The organism is Profundibacter sp., from assembly GCF_056498605.1.
The window spans coordinates 1-15,165 of the sequence record NZ_JBSMEZ010000105.1; the positions used below are offsets into that span (position 1 = coordinate 1).

The following is a 15,165-nucleotide window of genomic DNA, read 5'->3' on the forward strand; positions in this document are numbered from 1 at the left end:
CAATCTGAAGTTCGAAGTTGAGCTGATCGCGCCGATCGCCATGGAAGACGGCCTGCGCTTTGCGATCCGCGAAGGCGGCCGTACTGTGGGTGCCGGTGTGGTGTCTAAAATTATCGAATAAAATGAACTTACGGGTTCGATGAGGGCCACCGGATGAGCCGGTGGTCCTCCTATCAACTCTAACGCCGCGAAAGGCTAGATAGATGAAAAGCCAAACCATTCGCATTCGGTTGAAAGCGTTTGACTATCGGGTACTGGATGCCAGCACCCAAGAGATCGTCAATACCGCTAAACGGACAGGCGCCACAGTGCGCGGCCCGATTCCGATGCCGAACAAGATTGAAAAATTCACCGTTCTACGTAGCCCACACGTAAACAAAAAAGCTCGTGAACAGTTCGAAATACGCACGCATAAACGCCTGCTGGATATCGTCGACCCGACACCCCAAACCGTAGATGCGCTTATGAAGCTCGATCTTGCGGCCGGTGTTGACGTCGAGATTAAAGTTTAAGGAGGGCAAAACAGATGCGCTCTGGTGTAATTGCAAAAAAGATGGGCATGACCCGTCTTTTCATGGAGGACGGAAAGCAGATTCCTGTGACTGTTCTTCTTCTCGACAACCTACAGGTTGTTTCAAACCGCACAGTTGAAAAAGACGGCTATACAGCTGTTCAACTGGGTGCCGGCACTGCCAAAGCAAAACGCACATCGCAAGCGATGCGCGGTCACTTTGCTACAGCCAAAGTCGCGCCCAAGCGTAAGATCGCTGAATTTCGCGTTTCTGCCGATAACCTTATCGGTGTGGGCGAGGAAATCTCGGCTGATCATTACCTTGAAGGTCAAAAAGTCGATGTGTCCGGCACATCGATCGGTAAAGGTTTTGCCGGTGCTATGAAGCGTCACAACTTTGGCGGCCTGCGGGCTACCCACGGTGTGTCGATCAGCCACCGTTCGCATGGCTCTACCGGTCAATGTCAGGACCCTGGCAAGGTGTTCAAAGGCAAGAAAATGGCCGGTCATATGGGTGCTGCCCGTATCACCACGCAAAATCTTGAAGTTGTGCGCACAGATGCCGACCGTGGCTTGATCATGGTTAAAGGCGCTGTTCCAGGTTCCAAAGGTGGCTGGGTCACAATCAAAGACGCTGTGAAAAAGAAACTGCCTGACGGTGTTCCTTTTCCTGCTGCGCTGAAGTCGGCCGCTAAAGCCGCTGAAGCACCACAGGTTGAAGAAGCGCCAGCAGAGGCACCAGCTGAAGGGGGTGTTGAAGAATGAAAACCGATGTAATCAAACTTGACGCCAAGAAGGCCGGCACTGTTGATCTGTCTGATGACATCTTCGGTCTGGAACCACGTGCCGACATTTTGCACCGTGTGGTGCGTTGGCAGCGTAACAATGCGCAGGCTGGCACTCACAAGGTGAAAACCCGCTCGGAAGTGAGCTATTCCACCAAGAAGATCTATCGCCAAAAAGGCACAGGTGGCGCACGCCACGGTGCTCGCTCGGCACCGATCTTCCGCGGTGGTGGCGTTTACAAAGGCCCAACACCACGGAGCCACGGCCACGAGTTGACGAAGAAATTCCGTAAACTTGGCCTGCGCCACGCGTTGTCTGCAAAGGCAACTGCTGGTGAATTGGTTGTGATCGACACGGCAGATATGAAGGATGCAAAAACTTCTACTCTGGCCAAAACGATCAAGGAACTGGGTTGGAAACGCGTTCTGGTTATCGATGGTGCCCAAGTGAATAAAAACTTCGCCAAGGCAGCACGTAACATTGAAGGTCTGGATATCCTGCCTTCACAGGGCGCAAATGTTTATGACATCCTGAAACGTGACACGCTGGTGTTGACCAAAGCAGGTGTCGAAGCACTGGAGGCTCGACTTAAATGAGCGCGAAACCAGAACATTACGACGTGATCCGCAAGCCGATCATCACCGAAAAAGCGACTATGGCGTCTGAAAATAACGCTGTTGTTTTCGAAGTGGCGATTGAAGCCAACAAACCGCAAATCAAGGAGGCTGTTGAAGCCTTGTTTGGTGTCAAAGTGAAGGCCGTGAACACGTCCATCACCAAAGGCAAAGCCAAGCGGTTCCGTGGGCAACTGGGCAAACGCAAAGACGTCAAAAAAGCTTATGTGACTCTCGAAGAGGGAAACACTATCGACGTCTCAACAGGCCTCTGATAGTAAGCATCGAATCTACTACTTCAGCCCCGCAATATTGTCGGGGCTGAGGTTATTTTAACCGAGGCATATGCCTCAAAGCTAACGGAAGACAGAAAGCATGGCATTAAAGTCGTATAAACCGACGACGCCAGGCCAACGCGGGTTGGTTCTGATCGACCGTTCGGAGCTTTGGAAAGGACGTCCTGTTAAATCCCTGACTGAGGGGTTGAGCAAACATGGCGGCCGGAACAATACCGGACGGATCACTATGCGTCGCAAAGGTGGGGGCGCAAAGCGTCTGTACCGGATTGTTGATTTCAAACGCACGAAATTTGATGTTTCGGCCACGGTTGAACGGATCGAATATGACCCGAACCGTACCGCATTCATCGCGCTGATCAAATATGAAGATGGCGAGCAGAACTACATCATCGCACCACAGCGCCTTGCTGTTGGTGACAAGGTGATCGCATCAGCCAAGGCTGACGTGAAACCTGGCAACGCGATGCCGTTTTCGGGCCTGCCAATCGGAACAATCATCCACAACATCGAGCTAAAGCCAGGCAAAGGCGGTCAAATCGCCCGTGCTGCCGGCACATATGCCCAGTTTGTTGGCCGTGATGGTGGTTATGCGCAAATTCGTCTGTCTTCGGGCGAATTGCGGATGGTGCGTCAGGAATGCATGTGTACCGTTGGTGCCGTATCCAACCCTGACAACTCGAACCAGAACCTTGGTAAAGCTGGCCGTAACCGCCACAAGGGCATCCGCCCATCCGTTCGTGGTGTTGTTATGAACCCCGTCGATCACCCGCATGGTGGTGGTGAGGGTCGTACGTCCGGTGGTCGTCACCCGGTTTCGCCTTGGGGCAAACCGACAAAAGGTGCCCGCACCCGTAATAAGAAAAAAGCGTCGAGCCGCCTGATTATCCGGTCGCGTCACGCTAAGAAGAAGGGGCGTTAGAGTATGTCGCGTTCTGTATGGAAAGGCCCGTTTGTCGATTCTTATGTGCTTAAGAAAGCCGAAGCATCGCGTGAATCCGGTCGCAATGAAGTTATCAAAATCTGGTCGCGTCGCTCGACGATCCTACCCCAATTTGTGGGTCTGACGTTTGGCGTTTACAACGGCCGTAAACACATCCCCGTCAACGTATCGGAAGATATGATCGGTCAGAAGTTTGGTGAATATGCGCCAACTCGGACATACCATGGTCATGCCGCCGATAAAAAAGCGAAGCGGAATTAGGGCCATGAGTAAGCAAAAAAATGCACGCCGCGTGGCTGACAACGAAGCAATGGCCAAAGTCCGTATGCTCCGCACCTCGCAGCAAAAATTGAATCTGGTCGCACAAATGATCCGCGGCAAGAAAGTGGACAAGGCCCTGTCGGACCTGACATTTTCCAAGAAACGGATCGCTGCTGACGTGAAGAAATGCCTTCAGTCTGCAATTGCGAACGCTGAAAACAACCATAATCTGGATGTTGACGAGTTGATCGTAGCCGAGGCATGGGTTGGTAAAAACCTGACCATGAAGCGTGGCCGTCCACGTGCCCGTGGCCGGTTCGGCAAAATTATCAAACCATTTTCCGAGCTGACTATTTTGGTTCGTCAAGTTGAGGAGCAAGCATAATGGGTCAGAAGATTAATCCAATTGGCATGCGCCTGCAGATCAACCGTACTTGGGACAGCCGCTGGTATGCGGAAACCAAGGATTTCGGTAACCTTCTGCTGGAAGACATCAAAATGCGCGCGTTCATTAACGAGGATTGCAAACAGGCTGGTATCAGCCGTGTCATCATCGAGCGCCCGCACAAGAAATGCCGCGTCACTGTTCACACAGCACGTCCTGGCGTTATCATCGGCAAGAAAGGCGCAGACATCGAAACCCTGCGTAAAAAACTGGCCGCGATGACCGACAGCGAATTACACCTGAACATCGTCGAAGTTCGCAAACCTGAAATGGACGCAGCACTGGTTGCTGAAAACATTGCGCAACAGCTGGAACGTCGTGTTTCCTTCCGTCGCGCCATGAAGCGTACAGTTCAAACTACCATGCGTATGGGTGCCCTTGGCATTCGTGTGAATGTCGCGGGTCGTCTTGGCGGTGCCGAGATCGCGCGTACAGAATGGTATCGCGAAGGTCGTGTGCCGCTGCACACATTGCGCGCCGACATCGATTACGCACACGCAGAAGCGATGACTGCCTATGGCATCATCGGGATTAAAGTCTGGATCTTCAAAGGCGAGATCATGGAACACGATCCACAAGCGCGTGACCGTAAGCTAGAGCAACTCCAGCAAGGCCCTGCACCACGTGGTGCTGGCGGCCGTCGCTAAGGAGGTATGAGATATGCTACAACCAAAGCGTTCTAAATTCCGCAAAATGCACAAAGGCCGTATTCGCGGCGAAGCAAAAGGCGGCTCCACCCTGAACTTTGGCACATATGGTCTGAAAACCATTGAACCAGAGCGCATCACAGCCCGTCAGATCGAGGCTGCACGTCGTGCGATGACCCGTCACATGAAACGTCAAGGCCGTGTCTGGATCCGTATTTTCCCAGACACCCCTGTCACCTCTAAGCCAACCGAGGTTCGGATGGGTAAAGGTAAAGGTTCTGTCGATTTCTGGGCCGCCAAGGTTAAACCTGGCCGCGTATTGTTCGAGATTGACGGCGTGACCGATGCTGTGGCGCGTGAAGCGTTGCGTTTGGCGGCAATGAAACTGCCGGTGAAAACCCGCACGATCGTTCGTGAAGATTGGTAAAGCGATGACGGGTTAACCCCCGCCCTGCATACAAGGGTTGCTATATCTCAAAATGAGGGATAAAGCAGCCCTTTCACTATGATCTCCACTAGAATCAGGGTGACCCATTTGGGGGCCTTCTGGTGATGTTGAAAGGATATGGGCGATGAACGCCAATGAACTACGCGATAAAACGCCTGACCAGCTGCAAGAAGAGCTGGCAAGCCTGAAAAAAGAATCGTTTAACCTGCGTTTCCAACAGGCCACTGGCCAAGTGGAAGCCACTGCACGTATGCGCAGCGCACGCCGTGATGCGGCCCGTGTTAAAACAATTCTCAATGAAAAAGCTGCCGCCGCAGCGTCCGAAGAATAGGAGCCTAGTAATATGCCCAAACGTATCCTTACTGGCACCGTAACCAGCAACCAAAACGAGCAAACCGTAACGGTTTCTGTTGAACGTCGCTTTACGCACCCTGTTTTGAAGAAAACCATTCGTAAGTCCAAAAAATATCGGGCCCACGATGAAAAGAATGCTTTTAATGTTGGTGACAAAGTCCGCATTCAGGAATGTAAGCCAATTTCAAAGACGAAACGCTGGGAAGTGTTGGCCGAGTAAGCTAACAGTTTTCAGTTAATCGAAACCCTGGGGATCAGGCAATAACGCCCCCCAAAGGTCGGGAGACATCAAATGATCCAGATGCAGACCAATCTAGATGTGGCTGACAACAGCGGCGCTCGCCGTGTTCAGTGCATCAAGGTTCTGGGTGGTTCCAAGCGTAGATACGCATCCGTTGGCGACGTGATTGTCGTTTCGGTAAAGGAAGCCATCCCGCGTGGTCGCGTGAAAAAAGGCGACGTCCGTAAGGCCGTCGTTGTGCGCACCGCCAAAGAAGTCCGTCGCGAAGACGGCACTGCCATCCGCTTTGACACCAATGCGGCGGTTATCCTCAACAACGCAAACGAGCCACTGGGCACCCGTATCTTTGGGCCAGTTGTTCGTGAGTTACGCGCGAAGAACTTCATGAAGATCATCTCGCTTGCTCCGGAGGTGCTGTAACATGGCTGCTAAATTGAAAAAGGGCGACAAGGTCGTCGTGCTGACCGGTAAGGACAAAGGCAAAGAGGGCGAGATTTCGTCCGTTGCTCCGTCAACCGGTAAAGCCATCGTTGACGGTGTGAATGTTTCCATCCGTCACGTTAAGCAATCCCAGAATGCACAGGGGGGCCGCGTTCCGCAAGCAATGCCGATCCAACTGTCCAATCTGGCGCTGATCGATAGCAAAGGCAAAGCAACCCGCGTTGGCTTCCGTACGGAAGACGGCAAAAAGGTTCGTTTCGCCAAAACAACAGGGGAGACTGTATAATGCTGGATACTGCAAAATACACCCCGCGCATGAAGGTGCTGTATAAAGACACCGTTCGTGCCGCGTTGAAAGAACAGTTTTCTTACAAAAACGATATGATGATCCCGCGACTCGATAAAATCGTGCTGAACATGGGCATCGGCGAAACTGTAAAAGACACCAAGAAAATCAAATCAGCCGAGGCTGAATTGACGGCGATTGCCGGCCAGAAGGTCGTGATCACCAAGGCGAAAAAATCTGTCGCAAGCTTTCGGGTTCGTGAAGATATGCCGCTGGGTGTCAAAGTTACGCTGCGTGGCAACCAGATGTATGAATTTCTGGACCGCCTGATCACTGTTGCAATGCCCCGCGTCCGGGATTTCCGTGGTATTTCCGCGAAATCCTTTGACGGCCGTGGCAACTATGCAATGGGTCTGAAAGAGCACATCGTTTTCCCCGAAGTTGACTATGATAAAGTCGACGAAATCTGGGGAATGGACATCGTAATCGCGACCACCGCAAAGACTGATGCGGAAGGGGAGGCATTGTTGAAAGCACTCAACATGCCTTTCGTAAGCTGAGCGCGTAGGAGTTAGAACATGGCTAAAAAAGCAATGGTTGAACGTGAACTGAAGCGCCAAAAGTTGGTGGCAAAATATGCCGCTAAACGGGCCGCGCTGAAAGAGATCGTAAGAGACGAAAGCAAACCAATGGAAGAGCGCTTTAAGGCGACTTTGAAACTGGCAAAACTACCGCGCGATTCATCGGCAACACGGCTTCATAACCGTTGTCAGCTGACGGGTCGTCCTCATGCTTACTATCGTAAGTTCAAAGTATCGCGGATCGCGCTGCGGGAACTTGGCTCGAACGGCCAAATCCCCGGCTTGGTTAAATCTAGCTGGTAAGGGAGAGAATGATATGAACGATCCTATCGGCGACATGCTCACCCGTATCCGGAATTCCCAGATGCGCGGTAAGTCCACCGTCATCACACCTGCCTCCAAGCTTCGCGCTCGGGTGTTGGATGTGCTGGCTGATGAAGGCTACATTCGTGGCTATGAACCAACCACCGGGGCCGATGGCCATCCGGCGATTGAAATCAGCCTTAAATATTTCGATGGCACCCCTGTCATTCGTGAACTGAAGCGGGTTTCGACCCCCGGCCGTCGCGTTTACATGGGCGTCAAAGAGATCCCAACAGTCCGTCAGGGCCTTGGTGTCTCGATTGTCTCCACGTCCAAGGGCGTGATGTCGGATGCTGCTGCACGCAATGCCAATATTGGCGGCGAAGTGCTCTGCACCGTATTCTAGGGGAACGATATGTCGAGAATTGGTAAAAAACTGGTCGATCTGCCAAGCGGTGTTAGCGCATCCCTGTCAGGTCAGACTATCGAAGTTAAGGGGCCCAAAGGCACGCTTAGCTTTACAGCAACGGACGATGTGACACTCACCATCGATGGCGAGGTTGTTTCGGTTAAGCCACGCGGGTCATCCAAACGTGCGCGCCAACAGTGGGGCATGAGCCGCACGATGGTCGCAAATCTGGTGACTGGCGTGACAGAAGGCTTCAAGAAAGAGCTGGAACTGAACGGCATCGGTTATCGGGCATCGCTGCAGGGCAATATCCTGAAGCTGACGCTTGGTCTGTCACACGACGTTAACTTTGAGGTGCCGTCCGATGTGACGGTCACTGTTCCAAAGCAAACTCAAATCATCATTGAGGGTATTGATAGCCAGCGTGTTGGTCAGATTGCTGCGGAAATTCGCGCTTGGCGTAAACCGGAGCCCTATAAGGGCAAGGGCATCAAGTATAAAGATGAATATATCTTCCGCAAAGAAGGTAAGAAGAAGTAAGGACCAAGGGTATGGCAAACAGTAAAAGAGTTCTGTTTCAGAAACGCCGCCTGCGCGTTCGGAACAGGTTGCGCAGATCAGCGAACGGGCGTCCGCGCCTTTCCGTTCACCGCAGCAACAAAAACATCAGCGTTCAGCTGATCGACGATGTAAACGGCGTCACACTGGCCTCGGCTTCCACTATGGAAAAAGCCTTGGGCGTGGTTGGCAAAAACAACGTCGAAGCGGCCGCCAAAGTTGGCGCTGCGATTGCAGAACGCGCAAAGAAAGCCAAAGTGTCGGAATGTTATTTCGATCGCGGCGGCTTCCTCTTTCACGGTAAAGTCAAGGCCTTGGCCGACGCTGCCCGTGAAGGCGGCCTCAAGTTTTAGGAGACGAGTTTATGGCTAGAGATAATAATCGGGGTGGTCGTCGCGATCGTGATGAAAACCCAGAATTCGCCGATCGTCTTGTTGCGATCAACCGCGTTTCCAAAACCGTTAAGGGTGGTAAGCGCTTTGGTTTCGCAGCCCTTGTGGTTGTTGGTGATCAAAAGGGCCGCGTCGGGTTTGGCAAAGGTAAAGCCAAAGAAGTTCCCGAAGCGATCCGCAAAGCAACGGAGCAGGCCAAGCGTCAGTTGATCCGTGTGCCGCTGCGCGAAGGCCGCACGCTGCACCACGACATCAACGGTCGTCACGGTGCTGGCAAAGTGGTTATGCGCTCTGCACCTGAAGGGACTGGTATTATTGCCGGTGGTCCGATGCGTGCTGTGTTCGAAATGCTCGGTGTTAAGGATGTTGTGGCCAAATCTCTTGGCTCACAAAACCCTTACAACATGATCCGCGCAACAATGGACGGTCTGAAAAAAGAATCCAGCCCGCGCAATGTTGCACAGCGTCGTGGTAAAAAGGTTGCCGACATTCTGGGCAAACCTGCTGATAAACCGGCTGCTGACGCACCGGCAGAAGCATAGGGAGGGCTGGTTAGATGGCTAAAACTATTGTTGTAAAACAAATCGGCTCGCCAATCCGCCGTCCGGCCAAACAGCGCCAGACACTGGTGGGTTTGGGTCTGAACAAGATGCACAAAGAGCGCGAGCTTGAAGACACACCTGCCGTTCGCGGTATGGTCGACAAGATCCCGCATCTGGTGAAAATCATCGAGGAACGCGGGTAAGCGTTTTCTTTGAAAGAAAACGGTTCGAAATCTTCCAAAGATTTCGGCTGCGGCAGCCAAAAAAAACACCTCGGGTTTCCCCGAGGTGTTTTTTTTGGCTAGGATACTCTTCCTCATGGCCGTGCATCCTCTATAGTGCTCCTTGCGCAGAATCAGGAGAGACCAAAATGCCTTTCACCCCAACCGAGCAATTCAACGCCGTGATCAAAGCAATTGACGCCGTGAACGCCGAAGACCCGCGACAGATCACCGTGGGCGGCACCGACCACCCGTTTGAAACCGTCTACGCCGACCGGATGACCGAAACCATGCACCGGATGTACCCCGATGCGTCGGAACTGCTGCGCATTGCGGCACGGGCTCAGCATATCCGCCGCTGGCAAATCCCGCGTGACACCGTTCCCAGAAACAAGGAAGGCTATCAAAAATGGCGTCTGGGAATGCGCCAGCTACACGCCGAATTGGTTGGTGGCATCATGACTGACAACGGCTACAGCGCCGATGACATCGCGCTAGTTGGTACTTTCCTTCGCAAAGAGCGGCTAAAACGGGACACGGACTCGCAAGCGCTGGAAAATGTCGTCGATGTGGTGTTTCTGGAGTATTACTGGGACGATTTCGTTACCAAGTTTTCCGACTATGACGACGACAAACTGATCGATATCGTTGGTAAAACACTGCGCAAGATGTCCAGTCACGGCCATGCCGCCGCACTGGCGCTGGACCTGCCGCCAGAAACGGCCCGTATCGTGCTGGCAGCGGTTGAACGCGAAAAGGACACGCTGGCGGCAATGGCGGCGCGTGAAGCCGAATAGATTTACACACCAAAAAATATAAAACATGATTACCGGTTGTTTCAATGCGAGAACGGGTTAGTCTCGCGGGAAACAAAAAAACGTAATTACCAACAAGGGATAGCCATATGAAAACCGAAACTCCGAATCTGGCCGAAATGGGTGTGCTTAACCCCGAGCAAATCATTGGGTATACTACCGTGCATGTCGCCGAAGATATGGACGTTTTGAAGATCAATTACCGGCGCCCGAAAAATTCATTTTTGCCCAAACGGCGGCGTTATGAGTTCAAACGCGTCAGCAAGCCGATGCCAGGATCCGAGCTGCGCGGTGCCGAGGCTATCCGCTTTGATATTTCGCCGATACTGGGGCGGGCTATTGCCGAGCTGGATTCCCTATTGGCCGATGACAAGCGTATGAGCGCCACCAAGAAGAGCCTTAAGCTTGAACTGGAAGAACTTAACGCTGACATCAATGAACGCATCGGACACTTGGCCGAAATGATTGACGCACTGGATTGATGCTTGCCCCACGCCCTGCATCCGTCTATACGCGCCCAGTGGTGAGTCTATTGCCACCGTATGAAACATTGAAGCCGTGGTTGGTCCTTACGCTCGCGACCATATCCGGCAAGGAGAGAGCGAAATGAAACTGCATGAACTGCGCGATAATGATGGCGCAACGAAACCCCGCAAACGTATTGGTCGTGGCCCAGGTTCGGGCACTGGTAAAACCGGTGGTCGTGGTATCAAGGGTCAAAAATCCCGTTCGGGTGTGGCGATTAATGGGTATGAAGGCGGCCAGATGCCCCTCTACCAACGTCTGCCAAAGCGCGGTTTCAACAGCCGTAACCGCAAAAGCTTTGCCGTGGTGAACTTGCAAATACTGCAAAAATTCATCGACGCCAAAAAACTGGACGCCAAGAAAGCGATCACCGAAGAAGTATTGCTGGAAGCTGGCGTTGTGCGCCGCATCTTGGACGGTGTGCGTCTCCTTGCCAAAGGCGAGATCACATCCAAAGTGAAGCTGGAAGTAACCGGCGCATCCAAGGCCGCGATTGAAGCTGTCGAGAAGGCCGGTGGTTCACTTAAGGTCACAACAGCGCCAAAGGCGGCGGCTGAAGCTGAATAATCCCTTGAAGGCGACCTTGTGGGCGCTTACATAGATTTAAGTTTTCCTAACGCCGCCAACCGGAAGACCGGTTAGGCGGCGTTATCATTTAATAACGAGGCCCTATATGGCATCCGCAGCAGAACAAATGGCAGCCAACATGAGCTGGGGCGCTTTTGCCAAATCCGGCGAACTCCGCTCGCGCATCATTTTCACTATTGGCTTGTTGATGGTTTACCGCCTTGGCACGTTTATTCCGGTTCCCGGGATTGATGGCGCTGCCCTGAGGAACTTTATGGCCGATGTTTCCGGCGGCCTTGGTGGTATGCTGCAAATGTTCACCGGTGGCGCGCTTGGCCGGATGGGTATTTTTGCCCTCGGGATTATGCCCTACATTTCTGCATCAATCATCATCCAGCTGCTGACGGCCATGTGGCCACCGCTGGAGCAATTGAAAAAAGAAGGCGAGCAGGGCCGCAAGAAGATCAACCAATATACCCGTTACGGCACTGTATTGCTGGCGACGTTCCAAGCATTCGGTCTGGCCAAATCGCTCGAGGCTGGCGGGCTCGCCCACACACCTGGGCTGTATTTTGAAGCGGCCACAGTGATTACACTGGTCGGCGGCACCATGTTCCTGATGTGGCTGGGTGAGCAAATCACCGCTCGCGGCATTGGTAACGGCATCTCGCTGATCATCTTTGTCGGTATTGTTGCTGAAATTCCGGCAGCCATCGCACAGTTTTTGGCCCAAGGCCGTTCGGGCAGCATCAGCCCTGCTGTGATTGTCGCGGTGATTGTGATGGTTATTGCAGTGATTGCCTTTGTGGTGTTCATGGAACGTGCCTTGCGCAAGGTCCATATTCAATATCCGCGCCGTCAGGTCGGGATGAAAGTCTATGACGGCAGCAATTCGCACCTGCCGATCAAGGTGAACCCCGCTGGTGTGATTCCCGCGATTTTCGCCTCCTCCTTGTTGCTGTTGCCAACAACGATTGCCACTTTTTCGGGGCAGCAAACCGGACCTGTGATGTCGACCATTCTGGCCTACTTTGGCCCAGGGCAACCGCTGTATCTGTTGTTCTTCACCGCGATGATCGTGTTCTTTACGTTTTTCTACACCTACAACGTGGCGTTCAAAACCGATGATGTGGCGGACAATCTGAAAAACCAGAACGGTTTCGTGCCCGGCATTCGCCCCGGTAAAAAGACCGCTGAATATCTGGATTACGTTGTGACGCGCCTGTTGGTGCTTGGCTCGGCTTATCTGGCGGCTGTTGCGTTACTGCCGGAAATCCTGCGCAGCCAGTTCGCGATCCCATTCTATTTTGGCGGCACGTCCGTTCTGATTGTGGTTTCGGTTACGATGGATACAATCCAGCAAGTGCAATCACATATGCTGGCCCAACAATACGAGGGTCTGATCGAGAAGTCGCAACTGCGCGGCAAGAAACGCCGCAATAAGGTGACTAGCAGAAAATGAACATTATCCTTCTCGGGCCACCCGGTGCTGGCAAAGGCACACAAGCAAGACGTTTGGTTGAAGAACGCAACATGATCCAGCTCTCTACTGGGGATATGTTGCGCGAAGCCAAAGATAGCGGGACCGAGATGGGGATGCGTGTGGCCAAAGTGATGGCGGCGGGTGAATTGGTAACAGATGAAATCGTGATCGGTTTGATCGAGGAAAAGCTTCAAGGCGACAATGCAGGTGGTTTTATCTTTGACGGCTTCCCGCGCACATTGCCACAGGCCGATGCTTTGGGCGAGCTGATGACCAAATACGGCAAAACGCTGGACGCTGTGATCGAAATGCGCGTCGATGATGATGCGCTGGTGAAACGGATCACCGGTCGTTTCACTTGCGGCAATTGCGGCGAGGTGTATCACGACGAAACCAAGCAGCCCAAAGTTGCCGATGTGTGTGATGTATGTGGTCAAAGCGACATGAAGCGTCGCGCCGATGATAATGAGGAATCCCTGCGTACACGGCTGATGGAATATTACAAAAAGACATCGCCGTTGATCGGGTATTACTATGCCAAAGGCGACTTGCGGTCGGTAAACGGGCTGGGTGAAATCGAGGAAGTCGCAACCGAGATTGCCAAAGCGTTAAACTAAGTGGCGTGCCCCCTTGACCACCCCCTAAAAACGCCATAAATCACGACACTATCGATGATAGAATCATCATGTTTGATCAAGCGACGGTTTGTGCAGCATGAAATTGGAATTCAACGACGGCCCGCAAGGTTAATCCTTCGGGCTTTGGTTGTGAAAAAAGGTTCCGGAATTACGGAACCGCAACAAAAAGGAATGTGACACGTGGCACGTATTGCCGGCGTAAATATCCCGACCCATAAACGGGTCCCGATCGCCCTGACTTATATCACTGGTATTGGCCAAACATCAGCCGAAAGCATCTGTGAAGCCGTTAAAATCGACGCAACCCGTCGTGTTAACGAACTGTCCGATGCCGAGGTTCTGGCCATCCGCGAACATATCGACGCTAACTTCACCGTTGAAGGTGACCTGCGCCGTGAAATCCAGATGAACATCAAACGTCTGATGGACCTTGGCTGCTATCGTGGCCTGCGCCACCGCCGTAACCTGCCTGTCCGCGGTCAACGCACCCACACCAACGCTCGTACTCGCAAAGGCCCTGCACGGGCTATTGCCGGTAAGAAGAAATAGGAGGGTTTGATCAATGGCACGCGAAAAGACACGCACAAAGAAAAAAGTCCGCAAGAATATCGCCTCTGGTGTTGCACATGTTAATTCATCGTTCAACAATACCAAGATCCTGATTTCGGACGTTCAAGGCAACGCAATTGCATGGTCGTCTGCTGGCACAATGGGCTTTAAGGGCTCGCGTAAATCTACGCCTTATGCGGCGCAGATGGCAGCCGAGGATGCTGGCAAAAAAGCACAAGAGCATGGCGTTAAAACGCTGGAAGTTGAAGTTCAGGGTCCGGGTTCGGGTCGTGAATCAGCGCTGCGCGCTTTTGCTGCAATCGGTCTGAACATCACATCGATCCGTGATGTAACACCAATTGCGCACAACGGATGTCGGCCACCAAAACGGCGCCGCGTCTAACTTACTCTCTACGCTCGGACTGTCGGGGTTATTCGGCAGTTCGGGTTCGTCATTTTTACCTCGGGCGTTTTCGGACTGGGACATGATCCGAAAACTTGAATGGAGGCGACACACATGATCCACAAAAATTGGCAAGAACTGATTAAGCCAACGCAACTGGTTGTAACACCGGGTGCTAACCCTGCAACGCAGGCCACTGTAGTGGCCGAACCGCTGGAGCGCGGTTTTGGTCTGACCATGGGCAACGCGCTACGGCGTGTGCTGATGTCCAGCCTGCAAGGCGCTGCGATCTCAAGCGTTCAGATCGATAATGTATTGCACGAATTCACCACCATCGCCGGTGTACGCGAAGACGTGACAGACATCGTTCTGAACCTGAAAGGTGTTGCGCTGTCGATGGAGGTTGACGGCCCTAAACGCCTGTCGATTTCGGCCAAAGGCCCGATGGTTGTGACTGCTGGCGACATTTCCGAAAGTGCCGGTATCGAGGTTCTGAACAAAGAGCACGTTATCTGTCAGCTGGATGATGGCGCTGATTTGTTCATGGAACTGACTGTGAACACTGGCAATGGTTATGTTGCCGCCGATAAGAACCGTCCGGAAGATGCGCCAATTGGCCTGATCCCGATCGATGCGATCTATTCGCCGGTTCGCAAGGTGTCTTATGACGTTCAGCCAACCCGCGAAGGTCAGGTTCTGGACTATGACAAACTGACACTGAAACTGGAAACAGACGGGTCCATCACACCGGATGATGCCGTGGCTTTTGCTGCGCGTATCCTGCAGGATCAGCTGTCGATCTTTGTGAACTTTGACGAACCGGAAGCGGCCAACCGTCAAGAAGAAGATGACGGTCTGGAATTCAACCCGCTGCTGCTGAAGAAAGTAGACGAGTTGGAATTGTCG

Annotated in this window: 29 protein-coding genes; all 29 read left to right on the plus strand. The window is 52.7% G+C overall.

What is annotated here, in order from left to right; genetic code table 11:
- A partial coding sequence (locus ACWB12_RS10910; RefSeq protein WP_457645122.1) for an EF-Tu C-terminal domain-related protein occupies nt 1-121 on the plus strand: 121 nt, incomplete at its 5' end.
- Between the two features lie 82 nt (nt 122-203).
- Nucleotides 204-512 (plus strand): 30S ribosomal protein S10, encoded by a 309-nt coding sequence (gene rpsJ / locus ACWB12_RS10915; protein ID WP_479530114.1) that lies wholly within the window; start codon nt 204-206, stop codon nt 510-512.
- A 14-nt stretch (nt 513-526) separates the two neighbouring features.
- Nucleotides 527-1,276 carry a 50S ribosomal protein L3 gene (rplC, locus tag ACWB12_RS10920; protein ID WP_479530115.1) on the plus strand — a complete coding sequence of 250 codons (750 nt, stop codon included), beginning with the start codon at nt 527-529 and terminating at the stop codon, nt 1,274-1,276.
- Nucleotides 1,273-1,893 (plus strand): 50S ribosomal protein L4, encoded by a 621-nt coding sequence (gene rplD / locus ACWB12_RS10925; protein ID WP_479530116.1) that lies wholly within the window; start codon nt 1,273-1,275, stop codon nt 1,891-1,893. The genes rplC and rplD overlap by 4 nt, the downstream gene beginning before the upstream one ends.
- A complete protein-coding gene (locus tag ACWB12_RS10930; protein ID WP_479530117.1) occupies nt 1,890-2,186 on the plus strand; it encodes a 50S ribosomal protein L23 in 297 nt (98 codons plus the stop codon). Before rplD ends, ACWB12_RS10930 begins: the two co-directional genes overlap by 4 nt.
- A gap of 100 nt (nt 2,187-2,286) precedes the next feature.
- A complete protein-coding gene (rplB, locus tag ACWB12_RS10935; protein WP_479530118.1) occupies nt 2,287-3,129 on the plus strand; it encodes a 50S ribosomal protein L2 in 843 nt (280 codons plus the stop codon).
- Between the two features lie 3 nt (nt 3,130-3,132).
- Nucleotides 3,133-3,411, plus strand: a complete 279-nt coding sequence (gene rpsS, locus ACWB12_RS10940; RefSeq protein WP_479530119.1) for a 30S ribosomal protein S19 — start codon at nt 3,133-3,135, stop codon at nt 3,409-3,411.
- A gap of 4 nt (nt 3,412-3,415) precedes the next feature.
- Nucleotides 3,416-3,796, plus strand: a complete 381-nt coding sequence (gene rplV, locus ACWB12_RS10945; protein ID WP_479530120.1) for a 50S ribosomal protein L22 — start codon at nt 3,416-3,418, stop codon at nt 3,794-3,796.
- Nucleotides 3,796-4,503, plus strand: a complete 708-nt coding sequence (rpsC, locus tag ACWB12_RS10950) for a 30S ribosomal protein S3 (protein ID WP_479530121.1) — start codon at nt 3,796-3,798, stop codon at nt 4,501-4,503. Before rplV ends, rpsC begins: the two co-directional genes overlap by 1 nt.
- 13 nt (nt 4,504-4,516) lie before the next feature.
- Nucleotides 4,517-4,930, plus strand: coding sequence for a 50S ribosomal protein L16 (rplP, locus tag ACWB12_RS10955; RefSeq protein WP_479530122.1), 414 nt, complete (start codon nt 4,517-4,519; stop codon nt 4,928-4,930).
- A gap of 145 nt (nt 4,931-5,075) precedes the next feature.
- On the plus strand, nt 5,076-5,282 hold the full coding sequence (gene rpmC / locus ACWB12_RS10960) for a 50S ribosomal protein L29 (protein WP_479530123.1): 207 nt from the start codon (nt 5,076-5,078) through the stop codon (nt 5,280-5,282).
- Nucleotides 5,283-5,294: 12 nt separating this feature from the next.
- Nucleotides 5,295-5,525, plus strand: coding sequence for a 30S ribosomal protein S17 (rpsQ, locus tag ACWB12_RS10965; RefSeq protein WP_456387024.1), 231 nt, complete (start codon nt 5,295-5,297; stop codon nt 5,523-5,525).
- 72 nt (nt 5,526-5,597) lie between these two features.
- The gene (gene rplN / locus ACWB12_RS10970; protein ID WP_456387026.1) at nt 5,598-5,966 is read left to right on the plus strand and encodes a 50S ribosomal protein L14; all 369 of its coding nucleotides are present in this window, start codon (nt 5,598-5,600) and stop codon (nt 5,964-5,966) included.
- 1 nt (nt 5,967) lies between these two features.
- Nucleotides 5,968-6,273, plus strand: coding sequence for a 50S ribosomal protein L24 (gene rplX / locus ACWB12_RS10975; protein ID WP_479530124.1), 306 nt, complete (start codon nt 5,968-5,970; stop codon nt 6,271-6,273).
- On the plus strand, nt 6,273-6,833 hold the full coding sequence (gene rplE / locus ACWB12_RS10980; protein ID WP_479530125.1) for a 50S ribosomal protein L5: 561 nt from the start codon (nt 6,273-6,275) through the stop codon (nt 6,831-6,833). The genes rplX and rplE overlap by 1 nt, the downstream gene beginning before the upstream one ends.
- Before the next feature lie 18 nt (nt 6,834-6,851).
- On the plus strand, nt 6,852-7,157 hold the full coding sequence (gene rpsN, locus ACWB12_RS10985) for a 30S ribosomal protein S14 (RefSeq protein ID WP_479530126.1): 306 nt from the start codon (nt 6,852-6,854) through the stop codon (nt 7,155-7,157).
- Nucleotides 7,158-7,170: 13 nt separating this feature from the next.
- A complete protein-coding gene (gene rpsH / locus ACWB12_RS10990) occupies nt 7,171-7,563 on the plus strand; it encodes a 30S ribosomal protein S8 (RefSeq protein ID WP_479530127.1) in 393 nt (130 codons plus the stop codon).
- Between the two features lie 9 nt (nt 7,564-7,572).
- Nucleotides 7,573-8,106, plus strand: a complete 534-nt coding sequence (gene rplF, locus ACWB12_RS10995) for a 50S ribosomal protein L6 (RefSeq protein WP_479530128.1) — start codon at nt 7,573-7,575, stop codon at nt 8,104-8,106.
- An 11-nt stretch (nt 8,107-8,117) separates the two neighbouring features.
- Entirely contained in the window at nt 8,118-8,477 is a 360-nt protein-coding gene (rplR, locus tag ACWB12_RS11000; RefSeq protein ID WP_479530129.1) for a 50S ribosomal protein L18, read from the plus strand.
- 11 nt (nt 8,478-8,488) lie between these two features.
- Complete coding sequence (gene rpsE / locus ACWB12_RS11005) at nt 8,489-9,058, plus strand: 30S ribosomal protein S5 (RefSeq protein ID WP_479530130.1); 570 nt, start codon at nt 8,489-8,491, stop codon at nt 9,056-9,058.
- Nucleotides 9,059-9,072: 14 nt separating this feature from the next.
- Nucleotides 9,073-9,261: a 50S ribosomal protein L30 gene (gene rpmD, locus ACWB12_RS11010; protein WP_479530131.1), complete on the plus strand. Its 189-nt coding sequence runs from the start codon at nt 9,073-9,075 to the stop codon at nt 9,259-9,261.
- A 167-nt stretch (nt 9,262-9,428) separates the two neighbouring features.
- The gene (locus tag ACWB12_RS11015) at nt 9,429-10,076 is read left to right on the plus strand and encodes a DUF4202 domain-containing protein (protein WP_479530132.1); all 648 of its coding nucleotides are present in this window, start codon (nt 9,429-9,431) and stop codon (nt 10,074-10,076) included.
- A 107-nt stretch (nt 10,077-10,183) separates the two neighbouring features.
- Entirely contained in the window at nt 10,184-10,576 is a 393-nt protein-coding gene (locus ACWB12_RS11020) for a DUF3461 family protein (protein WP_479530133.1), read from the plus strand.
- Nucleotides 10,577-10,700: 124 nt separating this feature from the next.
- Nucleotides 10,701-11,186 carry a 50S ribosomal protein L15 gene (rplO, locus tag ACWB12_RS11025; protein WP_479530134.1) on the plus strand — a complete coding sequence of 162 codons (486 nt, stop codon included), beginning with the start codon at nt 10,701-10,703 and terminating at the stop codon, nt 11,184-11,186.
- A 106-nt stretch (nt 11,187-11,292) separates the two neighbouring features.
- Nucleotides 11,293-12,648, plus strand: coding sequence for a preprotein translocase subunit SecY (gene secY / locus ACWB12_RS11030; RefSeq protein WP_479530135.1), 1,356 nt, complete (start codon nt 11,293-11,295; stop codon nt 12,646-12,648).
- Entirely contained in the window at nt 12,645-13,286 is a 642-nt protein-coding gene (locus tag ACWB12_RS11035; RefSeq protein WP_479530136.1) for an adenylate kinase, read from the plus strand. Before secY ends, ACWB12_RS11035 begins: the two co-directional genes overlap by 4 nt.
- 201 nt (nt 13,287-13,487) lie before the next feature.
- Complete coding sequence (gene rpsM, locus ACWB12_RS11040) at nt 13,488-13,856, plus strand: 30S ribosomal protein S13 (RefSeq protein ID WP_479530137.1); 369 nt, start codon at nt 13,488-13,490, stop codon at nt 13,854-13,856.
- Between the two features lie 13 nt (nt 13,857-13,869).
- Nucleotides 13,870-14,259: a 30S ribosomal protein S11 gene (gene rpsK / locus ACWB12_RS11045; RefSeq protein WP_479530138.1), complete on the plus strand. Its 390-nt coding sequence runs from the start codon at nt 13,870-13,872 to the stop codon at nt 14,257-14,259.
- 114 nt (nt 14,260-14,373) lie between these two features.
- On the plus strand, nt 14,374-15,165 hold a 792-nt coding region (locus ACWB12_RS11050; protein ID WP_479530139.1), incomplete at its 3' end, for a DNA-directed RNA polymerase subunit alpha.